Source organism: Nocardia sp. NPDC127579 (assembly GCF_042672005.1).
Taxonomy (GTDB): Bacteria; Actinomycetota; Actinomycetes; order Mycobacteriales; family Mycobacteriaceae; genus Nocardia.
On the sequence record NZ_JBHXVZ010000004.1, the window covers coordinates 17,442 to 36,397 of the forward strand.

The 18,956-nt window shown below is 67.4% G+C and carries 19 protein-coding genes and 1 tRNA gene; 5 read left to right on the top strand and 15 right to left on the bottom strand.

The window, feature by feature from the left end:
* Positions 1-93 precede the first annotated feature (93 nt).
* The 9 genes from ACFVMC_RS15325 to ACFVMC_RS15365 form a co-directional block, all read right to left on the bottom strand.
* Positions 94-696, bottom strand: coding sequence for a LemA family protein (locus ACFVMC_RS15325; RefSeq protein WP_379210637.1), 603 nt, complete (start codon positions 694-696; stop codon positions 94-96).
* The gene (locus tag ACFVMC_RS15330; RefSeq protein ID WP_379210639.1) at positions 693-1,541 is read right to left on the bottom strand and encodes a DUF3137 domain-containing protein; all 849 of its coding nucleotides are present in this window, start codon (positions 1,539-1,541) and stop codon (positions 693-695) included. The genes ACFVMC_RS15325 and ACFVMC_RS15330 overlap by 4 nt, the downstream gene beginning before the upstream one ends.
* Before the next feature lie 406 nt (positions 1,542-1,947).
* Positions 1,948-2,352, bottom strand: a complete 405-nt coding sequence (locus tag ACFVMC_RS15335) for an arsenate reductase ArsC (RefSeq protein ID WP_379210641.1) — start codon at positions 2,350-2,352, stop codon at positions 1,948-1,950.
* Positions 2,353-2,520: 168 nt separating this feature from the next.
* Positions 2,521-3,003 (bottom strand): low molecular weight phosphatase family protein, encoded by a 483-nt coding sequence (locus ACFVMC_RS15340; RefSeq protein ID WP_379210643.1) that lies wholly within the window; start codon positions 3,001-3,003, stop codon positions 2,521-2,523.
* Positions 3,000-4,106: an ACR3 family arsenite efflux transporter gene (gene arsB, locus ACFVMC_RS15345; RefSeq protein WP_379210645.1), complete on the bottom strand. Its 1,107-nt coding sequence runs from the start codon at positions 4,104-4,106 to the stop codon at positions 3,000-3,002. The genes ACFVMC_RS15340 and arsB overlap by 4 nt, the downstream gene beginning before the upstream one ends.
* Positions 4,103-4,480 carry an ArsR/SmtB family transcription factor gene (locus ACFVMC_RS15350; RefSeq protein WP_379210647.1) on the bottom strand — a complete coding sequence of 126 codons (378 nt, stop codon included), beginning with the start codon at positions 4,478-4,480 and terminating at the stop codon, positions 4,103-4,105. Before ACFVMC_RS15350 ends, arsB begins: the two co-directional genes overlap by 4 nt.
* 76 nt (positions 4,481-4,556) lie before the next feature.
* On the bottom strand, positions 4,557-5,642 hold the full coding sequence (locus ACFVMC_RS15355) for a flavin-containing monooxygenase (RefSeq protein WP_379210648.1): 1,086 nt from the start codon (positions 5,640-5,642) through the stop codon (positions 4,557-4,559).
* A complete protein-coding gene (locus ACFVMC_RS15360) occupies positions 5,639-6,865 on the bottom strand; it encodes an MFS transporter (RefSeq protein ID WP_379210650.1) in 1,227 nt (408 codons plus the stop codon). The genes ACFVMC_RS15355 and ACFVMC_RS15360 overlap by 4 nt, the downstream gene beginning before the upstream one ends.
* A gap of 4 nt (positions 6,866-6,869) precedes the next feature.
* The gene (locus ACFVMC_RS15365; RefSeq protein ID WP_379210652.1) at positions 6,870-8,231 is read right to left on the bottom strand and encodes an FAD-dependent oxidoreductase; all 1,362 of its coding nucleotides are present in this window, start codon (positions 8,229-8,231) and stop codon (positions 6,870-6,872) included.
* Positions 8,232-8,331: 100 nt separating this feature from the next.
* Between ACFVMC_RS15365 and ACFVMC_RS15370 the strand changes: the two genes are divergently transcribed.
* Positions 8,332-9,189 (top strand): helix-turn-helix domain-containing GNAT family N-acetyltransferase, encoded by an 858-nt coding sequence (locus tag ACFVMC_RS15370; RefSeq protein ID WP_379210654.1) that lies wholly within the window; start codon positions 8,332-8,334, stop codon positions 9,187-9,189.
* A gap of 87 nt (positions 9,190-9,276) precedes the next feature.
* Here the strand turns inward: ACFVMC_RS15370 and ACFVMC_RS15375 are convergent.
* A tRNA-His gene (locus ACFVMC_RS15375) sits at positions 9,277-9,352 on the bottom strand.
* 54 nt (positions 9,353-9,406) lie between these two features.
* Positions 9,407-10,039: an oligoribonuclease gene (gene orn, locus ACFVMC_RS15380; protein ID WP_379210656.1), complete on the bottom strand. Its 633-nt coding sequence runs from the start codon at positions 10,037-10,039 to the stop codon at positions 9,407-9,409.
* Positions 10,040-10,232: 193 nt separating this feature from the next.
* Between orn and ACFVMC_RS15385 the strand changes: the two genes are divergently transcribed.
* The 4 genes from ACFVMC_RS15385 (at position 10,233) to ACFVMC_RS15400 (ending at position 14,529) form a co-directional block, all read left to right on the top strand.
* On the top strand, positions 10,233-11,927 hold the full coding sequence (locus ACFVMC_RS15385) for a helicase HerA-like domain-containing protein (protein WP_379211513.1): 1,695 nt from the start codon (positions 10,233-10,235) through the stop codon (positions 11,925-11,927).
* A 72-nt stretch (positions 11,928-11,999) separates the two neighbouring features.
* The gene (locus tag ACFVMC_RS15390) at positions 12,000-12,533 is read left to right on the top strand and encodes a DUF4247 domain-containing protein (RefSeq protein WP_379210658.1); all 534 of its coding nucleotides are present in this window, start codon (positions 12,000-12,002) and stop codon (positions 12,531-12,533) included.
* Between the two features lie 25 nt (positions 12,534-12,558).
* Positions 12,559-12,990, top strand: a complete 432-nt coding sequence (locus tag ACFVMC_RS15395; RefSeq protein ID WP_379210660.1) for a DUF350 domain-containing protein — start codon at positions 12,559-12,561, stop codon at positions 12,988-12,990.
* Positions 12,991-14,529: a polyamine aminopropyltransferase gene (locus ACFVMC_RS15400; RefSeq protein WP_379210662.1), complete on the top strand. Its 1,539-nt coding sequence runs from the start codon at positions 12,991-12,993 to the stop codon at positions 14,527-14,529.
* Here ACFVMC_RS15400 and cmrA read toward each other — a convergent pair.
* The 4 genes from cmrA to ACFVMC_RS15420 form a co-directional block, all read right to left on the bottom strand.
* Complete coding sequence (cmrA, locus tag ACFVMC_RS15405; RefSeq protein ID WP_379210664.1) at positions 14,526-15,320, bottom strand: mycolate reductase; 795 nt, start codon at positions 15,318-15,320, stop codon at positions 14,526-14,528. The two genes, ACFVMC_RS15400 and cmrA, sit on opposite strands and share 4 nt — an antisense overlap.
* 41 nt (positions 15,321-15,361) lie before the next feature.
* Positions 15,362-16,213 carry a hypothetical protein gene (locus tag ACFVMC_RS15410; RefSeq protein WP_379210666.1) on the bottom strand — a complete coding sequence of 284 codons (852 nt, stop codon included), beginning with the start codon at positions 16,211-16,213 and terminating at the stop codon, positions 15,362-15,364.
* A gap of 80 nt (positions 16,214-16,293) precedes the next feature.
* The gene (locus ACFVMC_RS15415; protein WP_379210668.1) at positions 16,294-18,324 is read right to left on the bottom strand and encodes an FAD-dependent oxidoreductase; all 2,031 of its coding nucleotides are present in this window, start codon (positions 18,322-18,324) and stop codon (positions 16,294-16,296) included.
* A complete protein-coding gene (locus tag ACFVMC_RS15420) occupies positions 18,321-18,899 on the bottom strand; it encodes a PadR family transcriptional regulator (protein WP_379210670.1) in 579 nt (192 codons plus the stop codon). Before ACFVMC_RS15420 ends, ACFVMC_RS15415 begins: the two co-directional genes overlap by 4 nt.
* Positions 18,900-18,956 lie beyond the last annotated feature (57 nt).

Here is an 18,956-nt window from a genome sequence, read left to right on the forward strand (position 1 = left end):
ATCCACGGGCGCCGATCCTGGCGCGCCCGTCCTGACGTTCGCAGTGTACGGAGCCGGGTCCGGGCGTGCGTCGAATTTCGAATAATCGATGTTTCACATTGTCTGCTGGAATCGGTCGCTGAACAGCCCGCCCACTTCGACGACCGCGTGGGCGCCGGGGCCGGTGGTCTCGAAGTACTCGGCCGGTAGTACCCGGTGTCGCGCGGCGACGAAGGTGGCGGGAACGGTTTCGATCTTGGTGTTCAGAGCTCGGACATTCGCGTTGTACAGCCGTCTGGCGGCCGCGATCCGATCCTCGATATCGCTCAATTCCTGCTGCAACGCCCGGTAATTGCCGACCGCCTGCACGGCGGGGTACGCCACGGACTGGATGTGGAGCCGTCCCAGTGCCGTGGTCAGCGCGTTCTCCGCGCTCACCCGCGAGCCGACATCGATGCCGGTCGCGCCCGACTGGGCGGCGCGCGCGGCATTCGTCACGGCCAGCAGCGTGTCGTGCTCGAACGCCGCGGCCTGCTCGACCGTCGCGACCAGGTTCGGCACCAGGTCGTGGCGGCGCTGTAGTTCGACGTCGACCTGCTGCCACGACTCGGTGACCAGATTCCGCAATCGCACGAAGTCGTTGTAGGCGGCTCGATACCACCCCAGGGCGATCAGCCCCACGACTACGGGGACGGCGGTGATGACGAGGGCGCTCATGCCATATTCCTTTCGAGAACGGTGCTGACGGCGGATCCGGGCGTCGCGTGATCGAGCCAGACGAAGCGCGGAATGCCCTCGGCGACAATCCGCATCAGATCGAAGATCTCGCCGATCTCGGGTGGCCGGTTGCCGAGCGTGGTGACCCCGACCAGCAGATTGCCGACGATCTCGAGCTTGGTGAGCTTCGCCGCCGGAGAACGCCGGCCCAGTTCCACCAGTCGTTCGATCGTGCGCGGGGTGCACACCGCATGCGCGAACGCCGGATTCGCGCAGTACACGCTGAATTGCTCGTTGAAATCGGAGGATTCGAACAGCACCCGATCGCCGGCGGTGGTGTCCAGATTCGGCCCCATCGTCAGGCGCGGCAGGGTACCGGGCAACTCCAGCACGAAGATATTGCGGTAGTGGGTGCTGACATTGATCCAGTTGTTGTGCAGCCAGGTCAGATGGAAGAAGCTGGCCGGATAGCGGCCGAGGGGGCCGCGCATCGCGTCGCGCACCCGGAAGCGCCGGGCTCGGCCGATGGTGAACGGCGGGAAGTCCCACTGGGGCACCGGCCAGTCGGCGCTTCGCTGGTAGAAGAAGCCGTGCGCCTCGGCCCACTGTGCCGTCCACCGCTTGCGGAACGCTTTCACCAGGACACCCGACGGCAGGAACGCCAGCAGCGGAGTGGCGGGCAACAGCAGCCATGAGATCGGCCGGCCGTGCTCGCGCCACCAGAGGAATTGCAGGACCACCAGGACGACGAGGGTCAGTACCGTCAGCGCGTTGAGAACCCGCGGTCGCGCCCAGGCCGGACCGCTCCAGCCACTCGATTCCAAGCTATCGGCCGTGTCGGCCATCGTGCTCCCCTCACCCGTCTATCGCTCAGTATGTCGCCTAGAGGATCGTCGCCGAAGCTTGCGAACTCCTTGGCTGCGAGTTAAGGGGTGCTGACGGGAGAGGCCCAGGCCGGGAAATACTCCCTGAACTGGCCTCTTAGGGTCCCCGGCGTCCCAGCATACGAACCACGAAATCCTGGTCATGGGGCCGCAAATCGTGATTCGGCAGGTCGGGACCGTTGTGCGGCAGGTTCTGCGATTCGGTGTCGGTGATCAGATAGCTGTGTTGGCGTATTGATGATGGGAACGGACGACATCAGGATCTGGGTGGTCCGTGGCCAGGGCGCTTGCGTCAGTCCTACGCGGCTCGGACTCCGCCCGATAATGGCTCCATTCTCGTTCGTTCAAATCGGCTCTGCGGGGGCCACTACGGTGCGTTTAGTTCGGTGATGAGTTCTTCGACGTGAGCACGGATCTGGTCGCGGATGGGTCGGACGGCGTCGAGGCCTCGGCCTGCGGGGTCGTCGAGTTTCCAGTCCCGGTAGTCCACGCCGGGGAAATAGGGGCAGGCGTCTCCGCAGCCCATGGTGATGACAACGGTGGAGGACTCCACGGTGTCGGGGGTGAGGATTTTCGGGGTCTGGTCTGTGATGTCGATCCCGACCTCGCGCATGGCTTCCACGGCAGCGGGGTTGAGAGTCTCGGCTGGAGCCGACCCAGCGGAGCGGACCTCGATGGTGTCACCGGCGAGGTGTGTGAGGAAGCCTTGGGCCATTTGTGAGCGTCCGGCGTTGTGGACGCACACGAACAAGACGCTGGGCTTGGAAACCATCGTGGTGGTGAGCCTTTCTGAGTGCCGCTGCGTTCAGCGCGGAGTGATGTGCAATTCGGTGAGCAGAGATTCCACCCGGTCCCGGATCTTGCTCGCGGAGCTCACGGACGACTCGCGTGCGAGGCGGGTGGCGGCGGTTTGAGGGCGAGTTGCTGGTCGATGGCGAGATCATCGCGTACGGAGTTGGGGTGTGCGAGGGGGCTGGCACTCATGGCAGATTTCCATTGCTGTGCGCGCTGTCGGAGGTGTGGTGATTTCGGTGAGCAGCTGCCCGACGCGGGCGGCGATGTCGTCGCGGACCAAACGCATGCGTTCGATGCCGTCGATGCCGCGTTCGGAGGGTTCGTCGGTGTCCCAGTTGAGGATTCGCACACCGTCGACGGGGGCGATGTGCGCTTCACGGCCCAGGGTCACCACCACATCGACCGCGCGCAGCAGGCGTGGGTCGACAGGTTTGGGTGTCTCGGCGCGGATGTCGACGCCGACTTCGAGCAGCGCCTCCACTGACAGCGTGTTGAGGTCGTTGCCCGGAGCGGTACCCGCGGAATAGGCGTCGACCCGGCCTTTGGCGGTGTGTCGCATCAGACCGGCGGCCATTTGTGATTTGCCGCCGTTCTTGACGCACACGAACAGCACCGACGGCGTCGTCATGGCCGCGTCGCCCTCTGCTCGACCGGCGCGGCGGGCGCGGCTGGGAATCGTTTGCGCAGGGCGAGCGAGACATAGACCAGGGCGACGAGGACAGGGACCTCGATCAGCGGGCCGACGACGCCGGCGAGGGCTTGGCCGGAGGTGGCGCCGTAGGTGGCGATCGCGACGGCGATGGCGAGTTCGAAGTTGTTGCCTGCCGCCGTGAAGGCGAGGGTGGTGGTGCGTTCGTAGCCCAGGCCGAGGAGTGCGCCGAGGAGGTAGCCGCCGCCCCACATGAGTGCGAAATAGGCCAGTAGGGGGATCGCGATCCGCACCACATCTAGCGGTTGGGAGGTGATCTGTTTGCCTTGCAGGGCGAACAGGATCACGATCGTGAACAGCAGTCCGTAGAGCGCCCACGGGCCGATGACGGGTAGCAGTTTGGACTCGTACCATTCACGGCCGCGGGCTTTTTCGCCGAAGCGCCGCGTCAGGTATCCGGCCAGCAGCGGGATGCCGAGGAAGATCAGCACCGATTTCGCGATCTGCCAGGGTGACGTGTCGATCGTGGTTTGTTCCAGGCCGAGCCAGCCGGGCAGGACCGAGAGGTAGAACCAGCCCAGCACGGCGAACATGATGACCTGGAAGATCGAGTTCAGCGCCACCAGCACGGCGGCGGCCTCGCGGTCACCGCAGGCCAGGTCGTTCCAGATGATGACCATCGCGATGCAGCGCGCGAGCCCGACGATGATCAGCCCAGTGCGGTATTCGGGAAGATCCGGCAGCAGCAGCCAGGCGAGCGCGAACATCAGCGCTGGGCCCAGCACCCAGTTCAGGACCAGCGACCCGATGAGGAGTTTGCGGTCGCCGGTGACGGTCTCGAGGCGGTCGTAGCGGACCTTGGCCAGCACCGGATACATCATGATCAGCAGGCCGAGGGCGATCGGCAGCGAGATGCCGTCGATCTCGACCGCGCTCACTGCGTCGCCGAGGCCGGGGATCAGTCGGCCCAGCAGCAGCCCGGCGGCCATGGCGACACCGATCCACACCGGCAGAAACCGGTCCAGGGTGGACAGTTTGGCGACGACTGCACCGTGTTCGGGGCTTGTCGTGGTGGCGCTCACGCGTTCACCTGCTCGGCCGCGCCGCTTTCGACCAGCAGGACATCCGAGAGTCGTTGCAGGGCTTCGGGAACGACTCGGTAGTACACCCAGGAGGCGCGTCGTTCGCTGTCGAGCAGCCCGGCTTCACGCAGCACCTTGAGGTGATGGGAGATCGTCGGCTGGGTCACCTCGAACCCATCGGCGATATCGCAGACGCAGGCTTGCCGGCCTTCGCGGGCAGCGATCGCGCTGAGCAGTCGCAGCCGCACCGGGTCCGAGAGTGCCTTGAACACGCTCGCCAGCTCGGCGGCGGTGGTTTCGGTCAGCGGTTCGCGCACGATCGGTGCGGCGGAGCACACCTGGACCGGGGTGATCGGCAGCTTCGACTTCGACATGCGCCTATATTGACAGATATCGATCCCACGGCCAAGCGAACAACCGGTGAACCGTTCCCGATGCCGTCGTCGGTACTCATCGTGATTGCTTCTTCTCCAGCGGTGTGGGAACGGTTTCGAGTCGGTGGAGGTGGCGGGCCACGTGCGCGGCGTCGCGGCCGACGCCGCGCAGTGAGTTCGAGGACGGGCTGCGTTGCCACTCGAGGCCGAGGTAGCCCAGCCCGGGGCAGGTGGTGGAGATGCCTCGGCGGTGCCGCGGTGCGCCGCTATCGGTGAGTGTGCCGAGGTCGTGCAGGTAGGGGTAGTGCGGGGTGTAACCGGTTGCCAGGATGATCGCGTCGGCTCGGGTGCGGCTGCCGTCGCCCCAGATCACAGCATCGGTGTCCAAGGCGGTGAACATTGCTCTGGCGGAGGGTTTCCCGGCGGAGATGGCGGCCTGGTAGCGGCCGGTGTCGAACACCGGCTGAGTGGGTGGGGTGCGCAGCAGCGGGCCGATCGGCAGGGAGTCGAAGCGGGTGAGGTGGGACCAGAAGTGCACATCCCGTCCGAAAGGACGTTGCGGGAAGAACTTCACCGGCGCGCGGCTGGCGAGCGTCACGGTGGCGTGTTCGGCGAGTTCGACGCCGATTTGGACCGCGGAGTTCCCCGCGCCGACCACGATCACCTGCTGGCCCTGGAACTCGATCGGTGCGCGATACCGGCTGGCGTGCAGGATTTTGCCGGTGAACTCGTCCTGGCCGGGCAAGGTGGGCAGGTGGGGCGAGGCGAAGCTCCCCGATGCCGCGACCAGCCGAGGCGCGGTGAATGTGGATCCGGCGGCGGTGTGGGCGATGAAGCCCGCATCGTCGTGGTCGACGGTCTGGACTCGCTGGCCGGTATGGATGTCGACGTCCAGCGTGGCGGCGTAGGCCCGTAGGTAGTCGGTGACCTCGTCGCGGTGCGGGTAGCGATTGGGGTCGCCGGGGAACGAAAGACCGGGCAGCCCACTGTATTCGGCGGGTGAGAACAGGGTGAGACTGTCGTAATAGCGGGGCCAAGACCCGACCGGCTCGTCACCTGCTTCCAGCAGCGCGACAGCCAGGCCGCGCCGCTGGAGGTGGTAGGCGGCTGCGAGTCCGGACTGCCCGCCACCGACGATGAGGGCATCGTAATCGCTTGTCACAGAGAATCCTCGAGGTTTGATCGGGACGGACCCGCGGCGGTGCCGGTGAGCACTGCGAGGACAGCGGCGGCGGCGAGGATGAGGTAGGCGTGGGCGTAGCTGCCAGTCCACGCGGACAGGACCGTCCCAGCCCAAGGAGCGAGCGCCATCACGATTACCACCGGGGCGCAGAGCAGACCGTTGAGCCGTCCGTAATGGGTTGCGCCCCACCGGTCGGTGATCGCGGTGGCCTGGATCAGGGTGAAGACCCCGCGTACCAGCCCGGCACCCACCGAAACCACGATCAACGCGACGACGCCGGTGACGAGCCCTAGCAGCGCGGTCGCGGCGGCGGTCGCGGCCAGGATCACCAGGGTGCGGGTGAGCACGCTGGTACGGGCCGCGAACGGCAGGTAGCCGATGCGTCCCAGCACCTGCCCGGCACCCCCGAGCCCGAGCGCCAGCGCCGCCAGTGACGGGGAGAAGCCTTGCTCTCGTAGGAGCGGGACGAGGTTGAACACGCCCCCGGAGGTGGCGAACGCAGCCAGGCACAGCGTGATCACCAGCATGCCGAATCCGCGACTGCGCGCGATAACAGTGTGATCGGCGAACGAGTCGTGGGCAGGTGCCGGTGGGTGCGGCCAGGGACCCCGCAGCCCTAGCCAGTGCGCCGGGATCGTCACCATCGCCAGCACGAGGGCGAGCACGAGATAGGTTGTGCGCCAGTCGCTGCGGGAGTCGAGCGCTGCGGTCAGTGGCGCGAAAACCGTGCTTGCGAGACCGGCGGCGAGGGTGAGGATCATCAGCGCCTTCAACCTGCCCTCACCCCACCAGCGAGTCAAGGCCGCGAACGCCGGTGGATACAGCGTTGCTCCCATCGCCACCCCGGCTAGCAGCCAGCCGAGAAAGAACACCGGCAGGTTCGGGCTGACCGCGATGACGAGCACCGAGGTGACGCCGAGGACCGACCCGAGGGTCATGACGGTGCGGGGCCCGATCCGGTCCAGGATCCGCCCGACCGGAATGCCGGTGAGCGCGGCAGCGAGCTGGCCGAGAGAGAACGCCGCAGTGATCGTGGGCAGCGACCAACTGGTGTCGCCGGAGATGGAGACCGCCAGGACGGGGAAGGCGTAGAAGAGGATGCCCCAGCTGGTGATCTCGGTCAGGCACAGCACCACCAGCACCCGGCGCAGACCAGCCCGGGCCAGGGAGCCGGTCCGCGCATCGATGTCGAGGTCGAGCATCGGATCAGTTGCTGCCGCGCACCGAGTCCAGCGAAATCAGTTCCGGGGCAGGGCTACCGCCACAGCAACCAGCACCGGAGCTCAACGCGGTCACCTCGACGGAGCCGGGTTCGTCGAAGATACCCGCGCCACCGCACACGCCGGTGTCGGGCAGGCTCAGCTCGACGCGTGCAGCGGATTCGTGGTCACCGGCCAGCGCGGCGGCAATGGACCGGACCTGCTCGTAGCCGGTCAACGCCAGGAACGTCGGTGCACGCCCGTAGCTCTTCATTCCGGCCAGATAGAAGCCCGGCTCCGGGTGTGAGAGTTCGTTCACGCCATGCGGGTACACCGTCCCGCACGAGTGCACGTTCGGGTCGATCAGCGGGGCCAGTTCGATCGGGGCTTGAAGCACCGGATCCAGACCCAGCCGGATCTCCGACAGCCACGACAACTCCGGGCGGAATCCGGTCAACGCCACGACCTGATCCACGTCCTCGATCCGTGCACCGGCCTCGGCCACCAACGCGACTCGGCCGTCGGTGGCGGGTTCGACTGTGGCGGTACGGAATCCGGTCACTACCCGCAACAGGCCGTCGTCGAGGGCTTGCTCGGCGCGCAACCCGAGCGCGCCACGCGCGGGAAGTTGATCGGCGGCACCGCCGCCGAAGGTATTGCCGATCTCCCCGCGTCGCAGCACCCAACTCAGGCGAGTGCCCGGCTCGGACTTCGCCAACCCGGCCAGCGCCACGATCGCGGTCAACGCCGAGTGACCGCTGCCCGCGATCACGGTGTGCTTACCGGCATAGCGGGCGCGGACCGTCTCGTCCTCGAGGTCGGGCACCCGATACGAGATCGCCTTGGCCGCAGCGGTTTCCCCGAGCGCGGCCAGGCCGTCGCCGCCGAGCGGATTCGGTGTGCCCCATGTGCCGGAGGCGTCGATCACCGCGCGGGCCGGCACCCGCTCCTCGCGACCGTCGGCGCGCCGGATCCGCACGATCAGCGGTTCGGAGTCACGTCCGGCATCGACCACTCGGTCGCGGCCCCGCCGGGTGACGCCGACAACCTCGGTTTCCAGGTGGACGATGTCGTCTCCGAGCGCCTCGGCCAACGGAATCAGGTATTCACCGGCCCACTGCTGTCCGGTCGGGTAGGAATCCGGTTGCGGGCCAACCCAGCCCGCGGTCTCGAGCAGCCGCCGTGCGGCCGGAGCTACGAGTTCACCCCAGCGGGAGAACAACCGCACATGGTTCCACTCGGCCACCGCCGCACCCGCGGTCGCGCCGCGTTCGAACACCAGCGGGGTCAAGCCGCGCTCGCGCAGCTCGGCCGCCGCGGCCAGGCCGACCGGCCCAGCTCCGATTACGACCACGGGCAGCTCGTTCATCACAGATCCTTTCATCGACATCCATCGATTCATTGACCTGGACTCTATCGGTGTTTGTCGATGAATACAACCATTGATGCATGTCGATATAGTGTGGGGTATGACGTCGCTGGATATGCCGGTCCTCCGCACCGACGCCCGGGCGAACATGCTCCCGGTCGCCGAAGCGACCACCTACGCCGGCTGGTTCGCCTGCCTGGCCGACCCCACCCGCGTCCGACTGCTCCATCATGTCGCCGCCCGCCCCGCCGGCATCACGGTCGGCGAGCTCGCCGAAGCCCTCGGCGTCGGACAGCCCACGGTGTCCCACCACGTCCGCAAACTCGTCGATGTGGGGTTCGTCAACGTCCACAAGGACCGCACCAGCACCGTCGTCACGGTCAACCCCGCCTGCTGCACCGGCCTACCGCACGCCGCCGACGCGGTCATGGGCGTCCTCCCGCCGCGGCCCTGCTGCCCCGTCGACATCCCCGACGACGTCACCGTGCGCGCGATGACCGACGACGACTGGGACGCGGTGCTGCGCATCTACGGCGAGGGAATCGCCACACGCAACGCCACCTTCGAAACCGAGGTCCCCGACCGCGCCGACCTCGACGCCAAATGGCTGACCGGGCATCGCTGGGTCGCCGTGATCGACGACCAGGTCGTCGGCTGGGCCGCGCTCACGCCGGTTTCGGCGCGCGACTGCTACCGCGGAGTCGCTGAAACCTCGGTCTATGTCGCCGACGGGATGCGCGGACGTGGCGTCGGCAAGGCGTTGGTTCGCGCCCAGGTCATCGCCGCCGACGAGGCCGGACTGTGGACGTTGCAGACCTCGATCTTCCCGGAGAACCGCGCCAGCATCGCCCTGCATCACTCCGCGGGTTTTCGCACTCTCGGCGTCCGGGAACGGATCGCCCGACTCGACGGAATCTGGCGCGACACAGTCTTTCTGGAGCGGCGCAGCGGCACCTGAACAGCCGGGTGCTCTGTGCTGCGAAGTCGGAAGAGTTCGAGCAAGCAGAAGGCCCAGGCAAGAGAATCATCTCTGGCCTGGGCCTCTTGGGGTGGCTGACGGGACTCGAACCCGCGACAGCCAGGATCACAACCTGGTGCTCTACCAACTGAACTACAGCCACCATCGCCGGTTTGCACCGGCGGGATAGATACTAGCGTGTGGACCCCGAGGATCCCTAATCGGCCTTTGGGGCGGCGTTGACCTGGGCGGATGCGGTGACGTCGGCGGCTACGGCGGCGATCTCGGTGGTGGAGGGGCCGGGTGGGGCGACGAAGGCGGTGCGGCGGTAGTACTCGAGTTCGCGGATGGATTCCTTGATGTCGGCCAGGGCGCGGTGGGTCAGGCCCTTCTCGGGCTGGCCGAAGTAGATGCGCGGGTACCAGCGGCGGCACAGCTCCTTGATCGAGCTCACATCGATCATGCGGTAGTGCAGGTGCTGGTCCAGGGCGGCCATGTCACGAGCCAGGAAGCCGCGATCGGTGGCGATCGAGTTACCGGCCAGGGGAGCGGTGCCCGCGACCGGGATGAACTCACGGATGTAGGCGAGGACCTGCTGCTCGGCCTCCTCCAGCGTGACGGTGGAGCGGCGCACCTCATCGGTCAGGCCGGAGCGGGCGTGCATGTCGGCGACCACGGGGGGCATCGCGGCGAGCGCCGCGTCGTCGGCGTGGATGACGATGTCCACGCCCTCACCGAGAATATTGAGGTCGCTGTCGGTCACGAGCGCGGCCACCTCGATCAGCTTGTCGCTGTCGAGACGCAGGCCGGTCATCTCGCAATCCATCCACACCACTAGTTTGTCGGACATCTCGGCAACACTAGTAGCAACCGGTGCGCGAGTTGGTGCCGACGCCGTCGCGGTGCACCCGGTTCGACCGTGATGGCGGGGATAGAGTTTCGGCAGCGGTCCGGTTCCATGGTTCGAGGCAAGCGTTTTCGGTACGACAGCAATCTGCTAGCAGACGGAGGACGTTATGGACACAGCATCGCGCGGCGATTCCATGGGGGGCGGCGGTCGGGCGGCGGGTGGGCCGAGCCCTCAGGAGAAGGCAGCGGCGGCGCGAGCGGCGGCGGCGGAAGCGGCGCGGGTCGCGGCCGAGGCGCAGGCTGCGGCGGAGGCGGCCGAACGCGAGCTGGCCGCGGCGTCGGAGACCCCACCGGCCGAACAACCGGGCTCACCGCACGCGCAGCAGATCGCCGCGGGTTACGCCTTCGAGGGCGCGGCGCTGGAACTGGGCACCGTACTCGTCGACGGCGCAGTGGATCCGACTGCGCTGGTAAGGATTCCGATGCGCACGCTGAACCGGCACGGCCTGGTGGCGGGCGCGACCGGTACCGGCAAGACGAAAACACTGCAGGGCATCGCCGAGCAACTGTCGGCCGCGGGTGTGCCGGTGGTGTTGGCCGACATCAAGGGTGACCTGTCCGGTTTGAGCCGGCCGGGGGAGTCGAACGAGAAGCTGGCCGCCCGGGCGCGGGAGACCGGCGCGACCGACTGGGCGCCGAGCGGATTCCCGACGGAGTTCGTCTCGCTGGGCACCGGCGGTGTCGGCGTGCCGATCCGCGCCACCATCACCGCGTTCGGCCCGGTGCTGCTCAGTAAGGTGCTGGGGCTCAACGACACTCAGGAGTCCACGCTCGGGCTGATCTTCCACTGGGCCGACCAGCAGGGGCTGGCGCTGCTCGATCTGAAGGACCTGCGCGCGGTCATCACCCACCTGACCAGCCCGGAGGGCAAGGCGGATCTGAAGGGGATCGGCGGTGTGTCGGCGCAGACGGCGGGCGTGATCCTGCGCGCGCTGGTCAATCTGGAGAGCGAGGGTGGCGACACTTTCTTCGGCGAACCGGAACTGGATCCGGCGGATCTGGTCCGCATGGCCGGTGGGCAGGGTGTGATCACGCTGTTCGAACTGGGTGCCCAGGCGGCCCGGCCGGTGATGTTCTCCACCTTCCTGATGTGGGTGCTGGCCGATCTGTTCCAGACGCTGCCCGAGGTCGGTGATGTGGACAAGCCCAAGTTGATCTTCATCTTCGACGAGGCGCATCTGCTGTTCGCCGATGCGTCCAAGGCGTTCCTGGATCAGGTGGAGCAGACGGTCAAGCTGATTCGTTCCAAGGGGGTCGGGGTGTTCTTCTGCACCCAGTTGCCAACGGATATCCCGAATTCGGTGCTCTCCCAGCTGGGTGCGCGGATCCAGCACGCGCTGCGCGCGTTCACCCCCGATGATCAGAAGGCGCTGTCGAAGACCGTGCGCACCTACCCCAAGTCCGAGGCCTACGACCTGGAATCGGCGCTCACCTCGCTGGGGACCGGCGAGGCGATCGTGACGGTGCTGTCGGAGAAAGGGGCCCCGACTCCGGTGGCGTGGACCAGGATTCAGCCGCCGCGCTCGCTCATGGACACGATCGGCGCCGAGGGGATCCACTCCCGCGCGCTGTCGAGCGCGCTGTACGCCAAGTACGGCCAGACCATCGACCGTGAATCCGCGTCGGAGATCCTGGCGGCGAAATTGGCCGCCGCCGCACCGGAGGCGGCGCAGGCACCGCCGCCGCCGGGCCGATCCCGGCAGGCCGAGGAGGACAGCGCCGCCGATCGGATCATGAAGAATCCGGCGGTCAAGAGCTTCCTGCGCTCGGCAGCGACGGCCGCGGGCCGTGAGATCAGCCGCAGCATTTTCGGCACCCGCCGCCGCTGACGCCGGATCCACCTCCCGGATGGGCGATTTGCGGTATTCGCCCGTTATGATGCTCGGCTGGGAGGTTGAGTCTTGTCAGCAGGATTGTGGATCGCCGTGCTCGTGGTGGCGGCGATCGGGTTCGTCGGCATGGTGTGGCTGGCGATCCGGAGCAAGCGGCACGACCGGCTGGGCGGCATGTGGGGCGGCATCGCCGGAGCGCTCGTGACGCTGTTGGTGCTGGGCGTCGGTGTGGTCGGGTTGGTGAACGCGCTCAACCCCACCGAGCCCGGACCCTATCTGGCCAAGCACTATCAGCGTGCCGCGCAATTGGACGACCGGCTGGGCGGGAAGGTGTACACGACCGGCAAGAAGGTCGACCAGGTCGAGCAGGCCGTCAGCAAGGCCGTGACACCCGTTGCCACGCACCGGGGCCGGGACAACACCGTGTATCTGCGCTACGACCAGTGGCTGGTGGCGATCAGCGCGTTCACCGGGGGCACGAAGATCGATCTCGATTCCTACGACAACGGGTATCGACGCCACCGCAGCGGCCTGGCCGATTCGAATTGGCCGTCCACCTCCACTGCCTCCAGTTCCAACGGCGGCAACAACTCTGGCAAGTAGCGGCTCAAACAGCTAGGAGAAGGACATGCTCGCCGATCTGGCCCGCGACGGCGGTGCGGCGCTGGCATACAGCACGGTCGGGATCGCCCTGATCGCACTGGGTTTCGTGCTGGTCGATGTGATCACCCCCGGAAATCTGCGGCAGCAGATCTGGGTGGACCGCAATCCGAACGCGGCGCTGCTCGCCGCATCCAATGTGCTCGGTGTCGGAATCATCGTGGCCATCGCCATCTGGACCTCCGACGGCGGCATCGGCCGCGCGCTCGCGGCCAGCGTGGTGTACGGCCTGATCGGGCTGGCGGTGATGGCCGTGGCCTTCGTGCTGCTCGACCTGCTCACGCCCGGAAAGCTGGGCGAACTGCTGGTGGACGACAGCACCGGACGCAATCCGGCCGTGTGGGTGTCGGCGGCGCTGCACATCGCGGTGGCGCTGGTCGTGGCCGCCGGCCTGTCCTAGATGCCTTCGACCCCGCGGGCGGCCCGGCTCGGGCTGCTGTTCACCGTATTCATCTGTGCCGCCTGCGGTTTGGTGTACGAGCTGGCCCTGGTGACGCTCGGCAGCTTCCTGATCGGCGATACCGCGGTGCAGGCCTCGGTCGTGCTCAGCGTGATGATCTTCGCGATGGGGGTCGGCGCGCTGGTCGCCAAACCGCTACAGCGGTGGGCGGCACCGGCTTTCGCCACCATCGAACTGGCGCTGGCGGTGGTGGGCGGGTTCTCGGTGATCCTGCTCTACGCGGCCTTCGCCTGGTTGAAGATCTACACCGGCGCGCTGGTACTGGTGGCCTTCGTGATCGGCGCCCTGGTCGGCGCCGAGATCCCGCTGCTCATGGTGTTGTTGCAGCGGATTCGGAAGCAGGCCGCCGGGTCGGCGGTGGCGGATCTGTTCGCCGCCGACTACATCGGGGCGCTGCTGGGCGGCTTGGCTTTTCCATTCCTGCTGCTGCCGGTGTTCGGGCAGGTACGCGGCGCGCTGGTGGTGGGCGCGGTCAACGCGATCGCCGGACTCGTCCTGGTGTGCACGCTGTTCCGGCGGGAACTGGGCGCGCTCGCGCGCGGATTCCTCGCGGTGGCCGCGGTGCTGGTCGCGGCGGCACTGGGGGGAAGTTACCTGTACGCGGACCGATTCGAGGCCAGCGCGGAGCAGGCGCTGTTCGCCAGCCCCATCGTCTACAGCGAGCAGACGCAGTATCAGCAGATCGTGGTGACCCAGTCGGCGTCGCCGCTGCGGGAACTCGACACGCGGCTGTTCCTCAACGGCGATCTGCAATTCTCCTCGGTCGACGAGTACCGCTATCACGAAGCGCTGGTGCATCCGGCGTTGGCGGGGCAGCGGCGCACTGTGCTGGTGCTCGGCGGAGGTGACGGTCTCGCGCTGCGGGAGATCCTGCGCTACCCGGATGTCGAGCGGGTGACGCTGGTCGAGCTGGATCCGGCCATGGTGCGGCTGGCCCGGACCTTTCCGGCGCTGCGCGAGCTGAATCGGGCGGCCTTCGACGATCCGCGGGTCGAGGTGGTCAATGCCGACGCGTTCGGCTGGCTGCGCGACTGTGAGTGCCGATTCGACGCCGCCATCGTGGATTTCCCGGATCCGGACCAGACCGCGATCGCCAAGCTGTATTCACGCGAGTTCTACGGGTTGCTGATGCGCGCGCTGGAACCCGGTGGGGCGGCGGTGATCCAGTCCGGGTCACCGTTCTACGCGCCCATCTCGTTCTGGTGTATCGAGGCGACGGTGCGGGCGGCCGGGCTCTACACCCGGCCCTACCACCTGAACATTCCCAGTTTCGGGGACTGGGGCTTCGTGCTGGCCACCCGCTCGGACCAGGGTGCGCCGCGGCTGGACCCCATGATCCGCCCGCGCTCCCTGGACGCCGCGACGCTGGCGGCGGCGACCGTCTTTCCGCCCGATCGCCGCAGCACCGGCGATTCCGTGTCCAGCCTGCTGCATCCGGTCATCCTGGACTACAACCGCCGGGAATGGTCGACGCGTTAGCCGCCCAGTTTCTTGTAGGCGGCGCCGGCCACCACCGAGGTGATGGCGCGCGGACCGTACTGCCCGGCCAGGCTCATGCCCTTGCTGATCAGGCCCGGGACCACTCGCATCTTGTTGCGGGCGAGCGCGTCCAGGGTGATCTTCGCGGTGTGTTCGGCGGTGACCCAGATGAATTCGGGGATCTTGGTGCTGACTTCTTCCTGGTCGGGATTGTCGGTGCGGACCGGGCCCGGGGCCAGCAGCGTCACATTCACGCCGTATTCCTTCATCTCGCCGCGCAGCGATTCGGCCCAGGTGTTGGTGAACGCCTTGGACGCGGCGTAGGTGGCGTTGTTCGGGATCGGCATATTGCCCGCCGCCGAGCCGGTGACCAGGATGCCGCCCGCGCGTCGCTCGATCATGCCCGGCAGCACGGCCAGGGTGAGATCGTGCACCGCGACCGCGTTCAGTTCCATGATGTCGCGCTCGTAGGCCAGGTCGAGTTTCGCCAGCGGCCCGAAAGTGGCCACCCCGGCATTGTTGACCAGGATCGCGATCTCCCGCTTGGCCAGCTCGTCGGCCAGCGGCGCCCGCTGCTCCCGGTTCGCCAGATCCACCGCCCGCACCTCCGCGGTGATCCCGTGCGCCAACGTCAACCGCTCCGCCAACTCGGCCAGCAGATCGGCCCGCCGCGCCACCAGAATCAGCGAATACCCGCGCGCGGCGAGTTCAGCGGCCAGCGCCATCCCGATACCGGAGGAGGCCCCGGTAACGACAGCGCGGTTCTCGGAAGTAGGGGAAGGCAAGCTCACCCGTGTGAGCCTAGTGCGTGCCCCTGGCGCGGATCGAACGCTCAGGTGCGGAGCTGGTCCAGGATCTGGCGGACCTGGCGGTGGAAGGCGGATTCCAGGTCGGCGTTGGTGAACGGGGTGTCGGAGCTGACGACGGCGCTGATTTTGACGAAGACGTTGCTGTCGCGCACGAAGAGTTCGTGGGTGACGTAATGCGGGGCGCCGGGCAGGTCCTTGGAGGTGACGAAGTATGCCTGCTCGCCGAGGCCCTCCACCGGGCCGTGGCTACCGCCGTCGAGGCCGTAGACCCGAACGCTGCTCTCGCTGCGGTTCGTGAAGTAGAACGCGCTGTCGCAACAGCTTTCGGCGAAGTTGACGGTGATCCGCAGACTCGGCGGGACAATCACCGCGCCCGGTGTGTGCTCGGCTTCGAAGCTCATGTTGCATTGCAGTTCGCCGCCGCCGAGCGAGGGGAGCGCGTCCTCTTTCTCACCCTGTGGCGCCTGCTTCGGCGTGCGGCTCCAGCGGGCCATGACCGACGGGTCGAGCAGCGCGCAGGGATCGGTGACGAGCGCGACCGAATACGCGCCCTGCCAGGGTTTCGGGATGGTCGTCACCGGGCTCACGGTGCTGAAAGGCGGTGGCGCGGTCGCGATCGGCCGGTTGCTCCGGTCGGGCGAATCCGAGTTCGACGTCGCGACCGCCCGGACCGCCACGGCCCCGAGCACCACGACCAGCACGATCGCGGCGATGACCAGCGCGCGGTACTTGTTCGGCTGCGGGCCGTGCGGCGGCGGATAGCCGGATGGCGGCGGCCCGTAGGGGGCGCCGTAGGGCGGTTGCTGGTACGGACCCGGCGCGTAACCATGCGGCGGCTGCTGCCCGCCATGGAACTGACCTTGATTGCCGTACATGGCTCATCCCCCTGGATACCGCGAATACCGCAGCGATCGTAATGGGGCGGGCCGCAGCGAGTGCGACCCGCCCCACCGGATCAGAGGCGGGCGGCCAGCCGGGTGCCCTGATCGATCGCGCGTTTGGCGTCGAGTTCGGCGGCGAGTTCGGCACCGCCGATCAGGTGCGGGGTGATGCCGGCCGCGCGCAGCGGCTCCTCCAGGTCGCGGACGGATTCCTGTCCGGCGCAGACGATCACGTTGTCGACCGGGATCAGCTGGGGGCGTTCGTGCTTCTCGCCGAAGCTGATGTGCAGGCCGCTGTCGTCGATGCGCTCGTAGTTCACGCCGCCGACCTGCTCGACACCCTTGGCTTTGACGGCCGCGCGGTGCACCCAGCCGGAAGTCTTGCCGAGCCCCTTGCCGAACGCGGACGTCTTACGTTGCAGCAGTACGACTTCGCGGGCGGCGGGGGAGGGTTTGGGTGTGGCGAGTTGCCCGCGGACCTGTTCGTCCTCGGAGTCGACGCCCCACTCCTCTTTCCACTCGTCCAGCTTGAGCGTGGGATGTCCTTCGACGGTGAGGAATTCGGAGACGTCGTAGCCGATACCGCCCGCGCCGATCACGGCGACGCGCTTGCCGACCGGTTTGCCCTCGCGCACCAATTCGGCGTAGGACAGCACCATCGGATGATCGATGCCCGGGATCCGTGGGATCCGGGGCCGGACACCGGTGGCCAGCACGACCTCGTCGTAGCGCGCGGCGATCAGTTCCGCGGCGCTCACCCGCTTGTCGAGCACGACGTTGACGCCGTGCACCTCGAGCATCCGCGTGTAGTAGCGGATGGACTCGTTGAACTCCTCCTTGCCGGGAATCCGGCGGGCGATGTCGAACTGGCCGCCGATCTTGTCGTCGGCCTCGAAAAGGTCGACGCGGTGGCCGCGCTCGGCCAGGGCGACGGCGGCCGACAGCCCGGCGGGGCCCGCGCCGACCACCGCGACCCGTTTGGCCCGCCGGGTCGGCAGCAGCTTCAGTTCGGTTTCGTGACCGGCCCGCGGGTTCAACAGGCAGGAGACGGTTTTGTGCTGGAAGGCGTGGTCGAGGCAGGCCTGATTGCAGGCGATGCAGGTGTTGATCTCGTCGACCCGGTCCTGGGCGGCCTTGTTCACCCATTCGGGGTCGGTGAGGAACGGCCGGGCCAGTGAGATCAGCTGTGCGTCACCGCGAGTCAGGATCTCCTCGGCGATCTCCGGCATATTGATCCGGTTGGACGCGCAGACCGGGATGTTCACCCGCTGGGTGATCTTCGCGGTGAACTCGACGAAGGCCGCGCGCGGCACCGAGGTGACGATGGTCGGCACCCGGGCCTCGTGCCAGCCGATATCGGTGTTCAGGATATCGGCCCCGGCGGCTTCGAGTTCCTGTGCCAGCGCGACGATTTCGTCGAAGCTCTGCCCCTTCTCGACCAGCTCGGCCATGGACAGCCGGAACACGATGATGAAGTTCGGGCCGACCGCGGCGCGGGTGCGGCGCACGATCTCCACCGCGAGCCGGCGCCGGTTCTCGGCCGAACCGCCCCACTTGTCGGTGCGCTTGTTGGTGCGCGGCGCGAGGAACTGGTTGATGAAATATCCTTCACCGCCCATGATCTCGCAGCCGTCGTAGCCCGCGAACTGGGCCAGTTTCGCGCAGCGCGCGTAGTCGTCGATGGTCTGCTCGACGCCTTTGGCCGAGAGTGCGCGCGGGCGGAAGGGATTGATCGGCGCCTTGATCGAGGAGGCCGAAACATTGCCGGGCATATAGGAGTAGCGGCCCGCGTGCAGGATCTGGATGGCGATCTTGCCGCCGGCGTCGTGTACCGCCTTGGTGATGACGCGGTGCCGGTAGGCCTCGGTCTTGTTGGTGAGCTTGGCGCCGAACGGCAGCAGCCAGCCGGTGCGGTTGGGTGCGTAACCGCCGGTGATGATCAGGCCGACGCCGCCGCGGGCGCGTTCGGCGAAGTAGGCGGCCAGCCGGTTGGTGTCCCAGGCGCGGTCTTCCAGGCCGGTGTGCATCGAGCCCATCACCACGCGGTTGCGCAGCGTGGTGAAGCCGAGGTCGAGCGGCTCGAACAGGTGGGGGAACGAACTCATGCGCGAGCTCCATCTTCTTCGTCGGTCACCGCGCCCGGGGCTGACGGACGCAGGGCTTGCAGTACCTCGTCGCACCATTCGACGAACCCGGTTTCGACGCGGATACCGCCGCGCAGGACCAGGTACTGGTGCAGGGGTGTGCCGGAGAGCTGATCCGGCGCCGGGAAGTCCTTCTTCTCGAGCATGCGGTACACCTCGAGGCGTTGCGCGTGGTGGTCGCGCTGGCGGGCGACCTCGGTGCAGAGGGCTTCGATATCGCCGTGCGCGGCGGCGCGGATCTTCACGCCGAATTCGCTGCGCGGCAGGGCGGTGCTGGAGGGTTCGGCGATCCAGCGGGCCAGTTCGGCGCGGCCCTCGGGGTTGACCGAGTAGACCTTCTTGTCGGGTTTGCCGTCCTGGGCGACGATTTCGCAGTCGACCCAGCCGGATTCCTCCATGCGCTTGAGCACCCGGTAGATCTGCTGGTGGGTGGCGTTCCAGAAGTAGCCGATGGACTTCTGGAAGCGGCGCGCCAACTCGTAGCCGGAGCCGGCGCGCTCGGTCAGCGATACCAGCAGGGCATGTTCGAGCGCCATACCGACAGGTTAGTCGTAACACGCGGTACTATGCAACTGAGTGCATAGTGCCGGTGG

What these genes read in the sequence shown, in the direction of transcription:
- ACFVMC_RS15325 (WP_379210637.1), bottom strand. Translation starts at nt 696, where the DNA reads ATGAGCGCCCTCGTCATCACCGCCGTCCCCGTAGTCGTGGGGCTGATC.
- ACFVMC_RS15330 (WP_379210639.1), bottom strand. Translation starts at nt 1,541, where the DNA reads ATGGCCGACACGGCCGATAGCTTGGAATCGAGTGGCTGGAGCGGTCCG.
- ACFVMC_RS15335 (WP_379210641.1), bottom strand. Translation starts at nt 2,352, where the DNA reads ATGGTTTCCAAGCCCAGCGTCTTGTTCGTGTGCGTCCACAACGCCGGA.
- ACFVMC_RS15340 (WP_379210643.1), bottom strand. Translation starts at nt 3,003, where the DNA reads ATGACGACGCCGTCGGTGCTGTTCGTGTGCGTCAAGAACGGCGGCAAA.
- ACFVMC_RS15350 (WP_379210647.1), bottom strand. Translation starts at nt 4,480, where the DNA reads ATGTCGAAGTCGAAGCTGCCGATCACCCCGGTCCAGGTGTGCTCCGCC.
- ACFVMC_RS15360 (WP_379210650.1), bottom strand. Translation starts at nt 6,865, where the DNA reads ATGCTCGACCTCGACATCGATGCGCGGACCGGCTCCCTGGCCCGGGCT.
- ACFVMC_RS15365 (WP_379210652.1), bottom strand. Translation starts at nt 8,231, where the DNA reads ATGAACGAGCTGCCCGTGGTCGTAATCGGAGCTGGGCCGGTCGGCCTG.
- ACFVMC_RS15370 (WP_379210654.1), top strand. Translation starts at nt 8,332, where the DNA reads ATGACGTCGCTGGATATGCCGGTCCTCCGCACCGACGCCCGGGCGAAC.
- orn (WP_379210656.1), bottom strand. Translation starts at nt 10,039, where the DNA reads ATGTCCGACAAACTAGTGGTGTGGATGGATTGCGAGATGACCGGCCTG.
- ACFVMC_RS15385 (WP_379211513.1), top strand. Translation starts at nt 10,233, where the DNA reads ATGGGGGGCGGCGGTCGGGCGGCGGGTGGGCCGAGCCCTCAGGAGAAG.
- ACFVMC_RS15395 (WP_379210660.1), top strand. Translation starts at nt 12,559, where the DNA reads ATGCTCGCCGATCTGGCCCGCGACGGCGGTGCGGCGCTGGCATACAGC.
- ACFVMC_RS15400 (WP_379210662.1), top strand. Translation starts at nt 12,991, where the DNA reads ATGCCTTCGACCCCGCGGGCGGCCCGGCTCGGGCTGCTGTTCACCGTA.
- ACFVMC_RS15410 (WP_379210666.1), bottom strand. Translation starts at nt 16,213, where the DNA reads ATGTACGGCAATCAAGGTCAGTTCCATGGCGGGCAGCAGCCGCCGCAT.
- ACFVMC_RS15415 (WP_379210668.1), bottom strand. Translation starts at nt 18,324, where the DNA reads ATGAGTTCGTTCCCCCACCTGTTCGAGCCGCTCGACCTCGGCTTCACC.
- ACFVMC_RS15420 (WP_379210670.1), bottom strand. Translation starts at nt 18,899, where the DNA reads ATGGCGCTCGAACATGCCCTGCTGGTATCGCTGACCGAGCGCGCCGGC.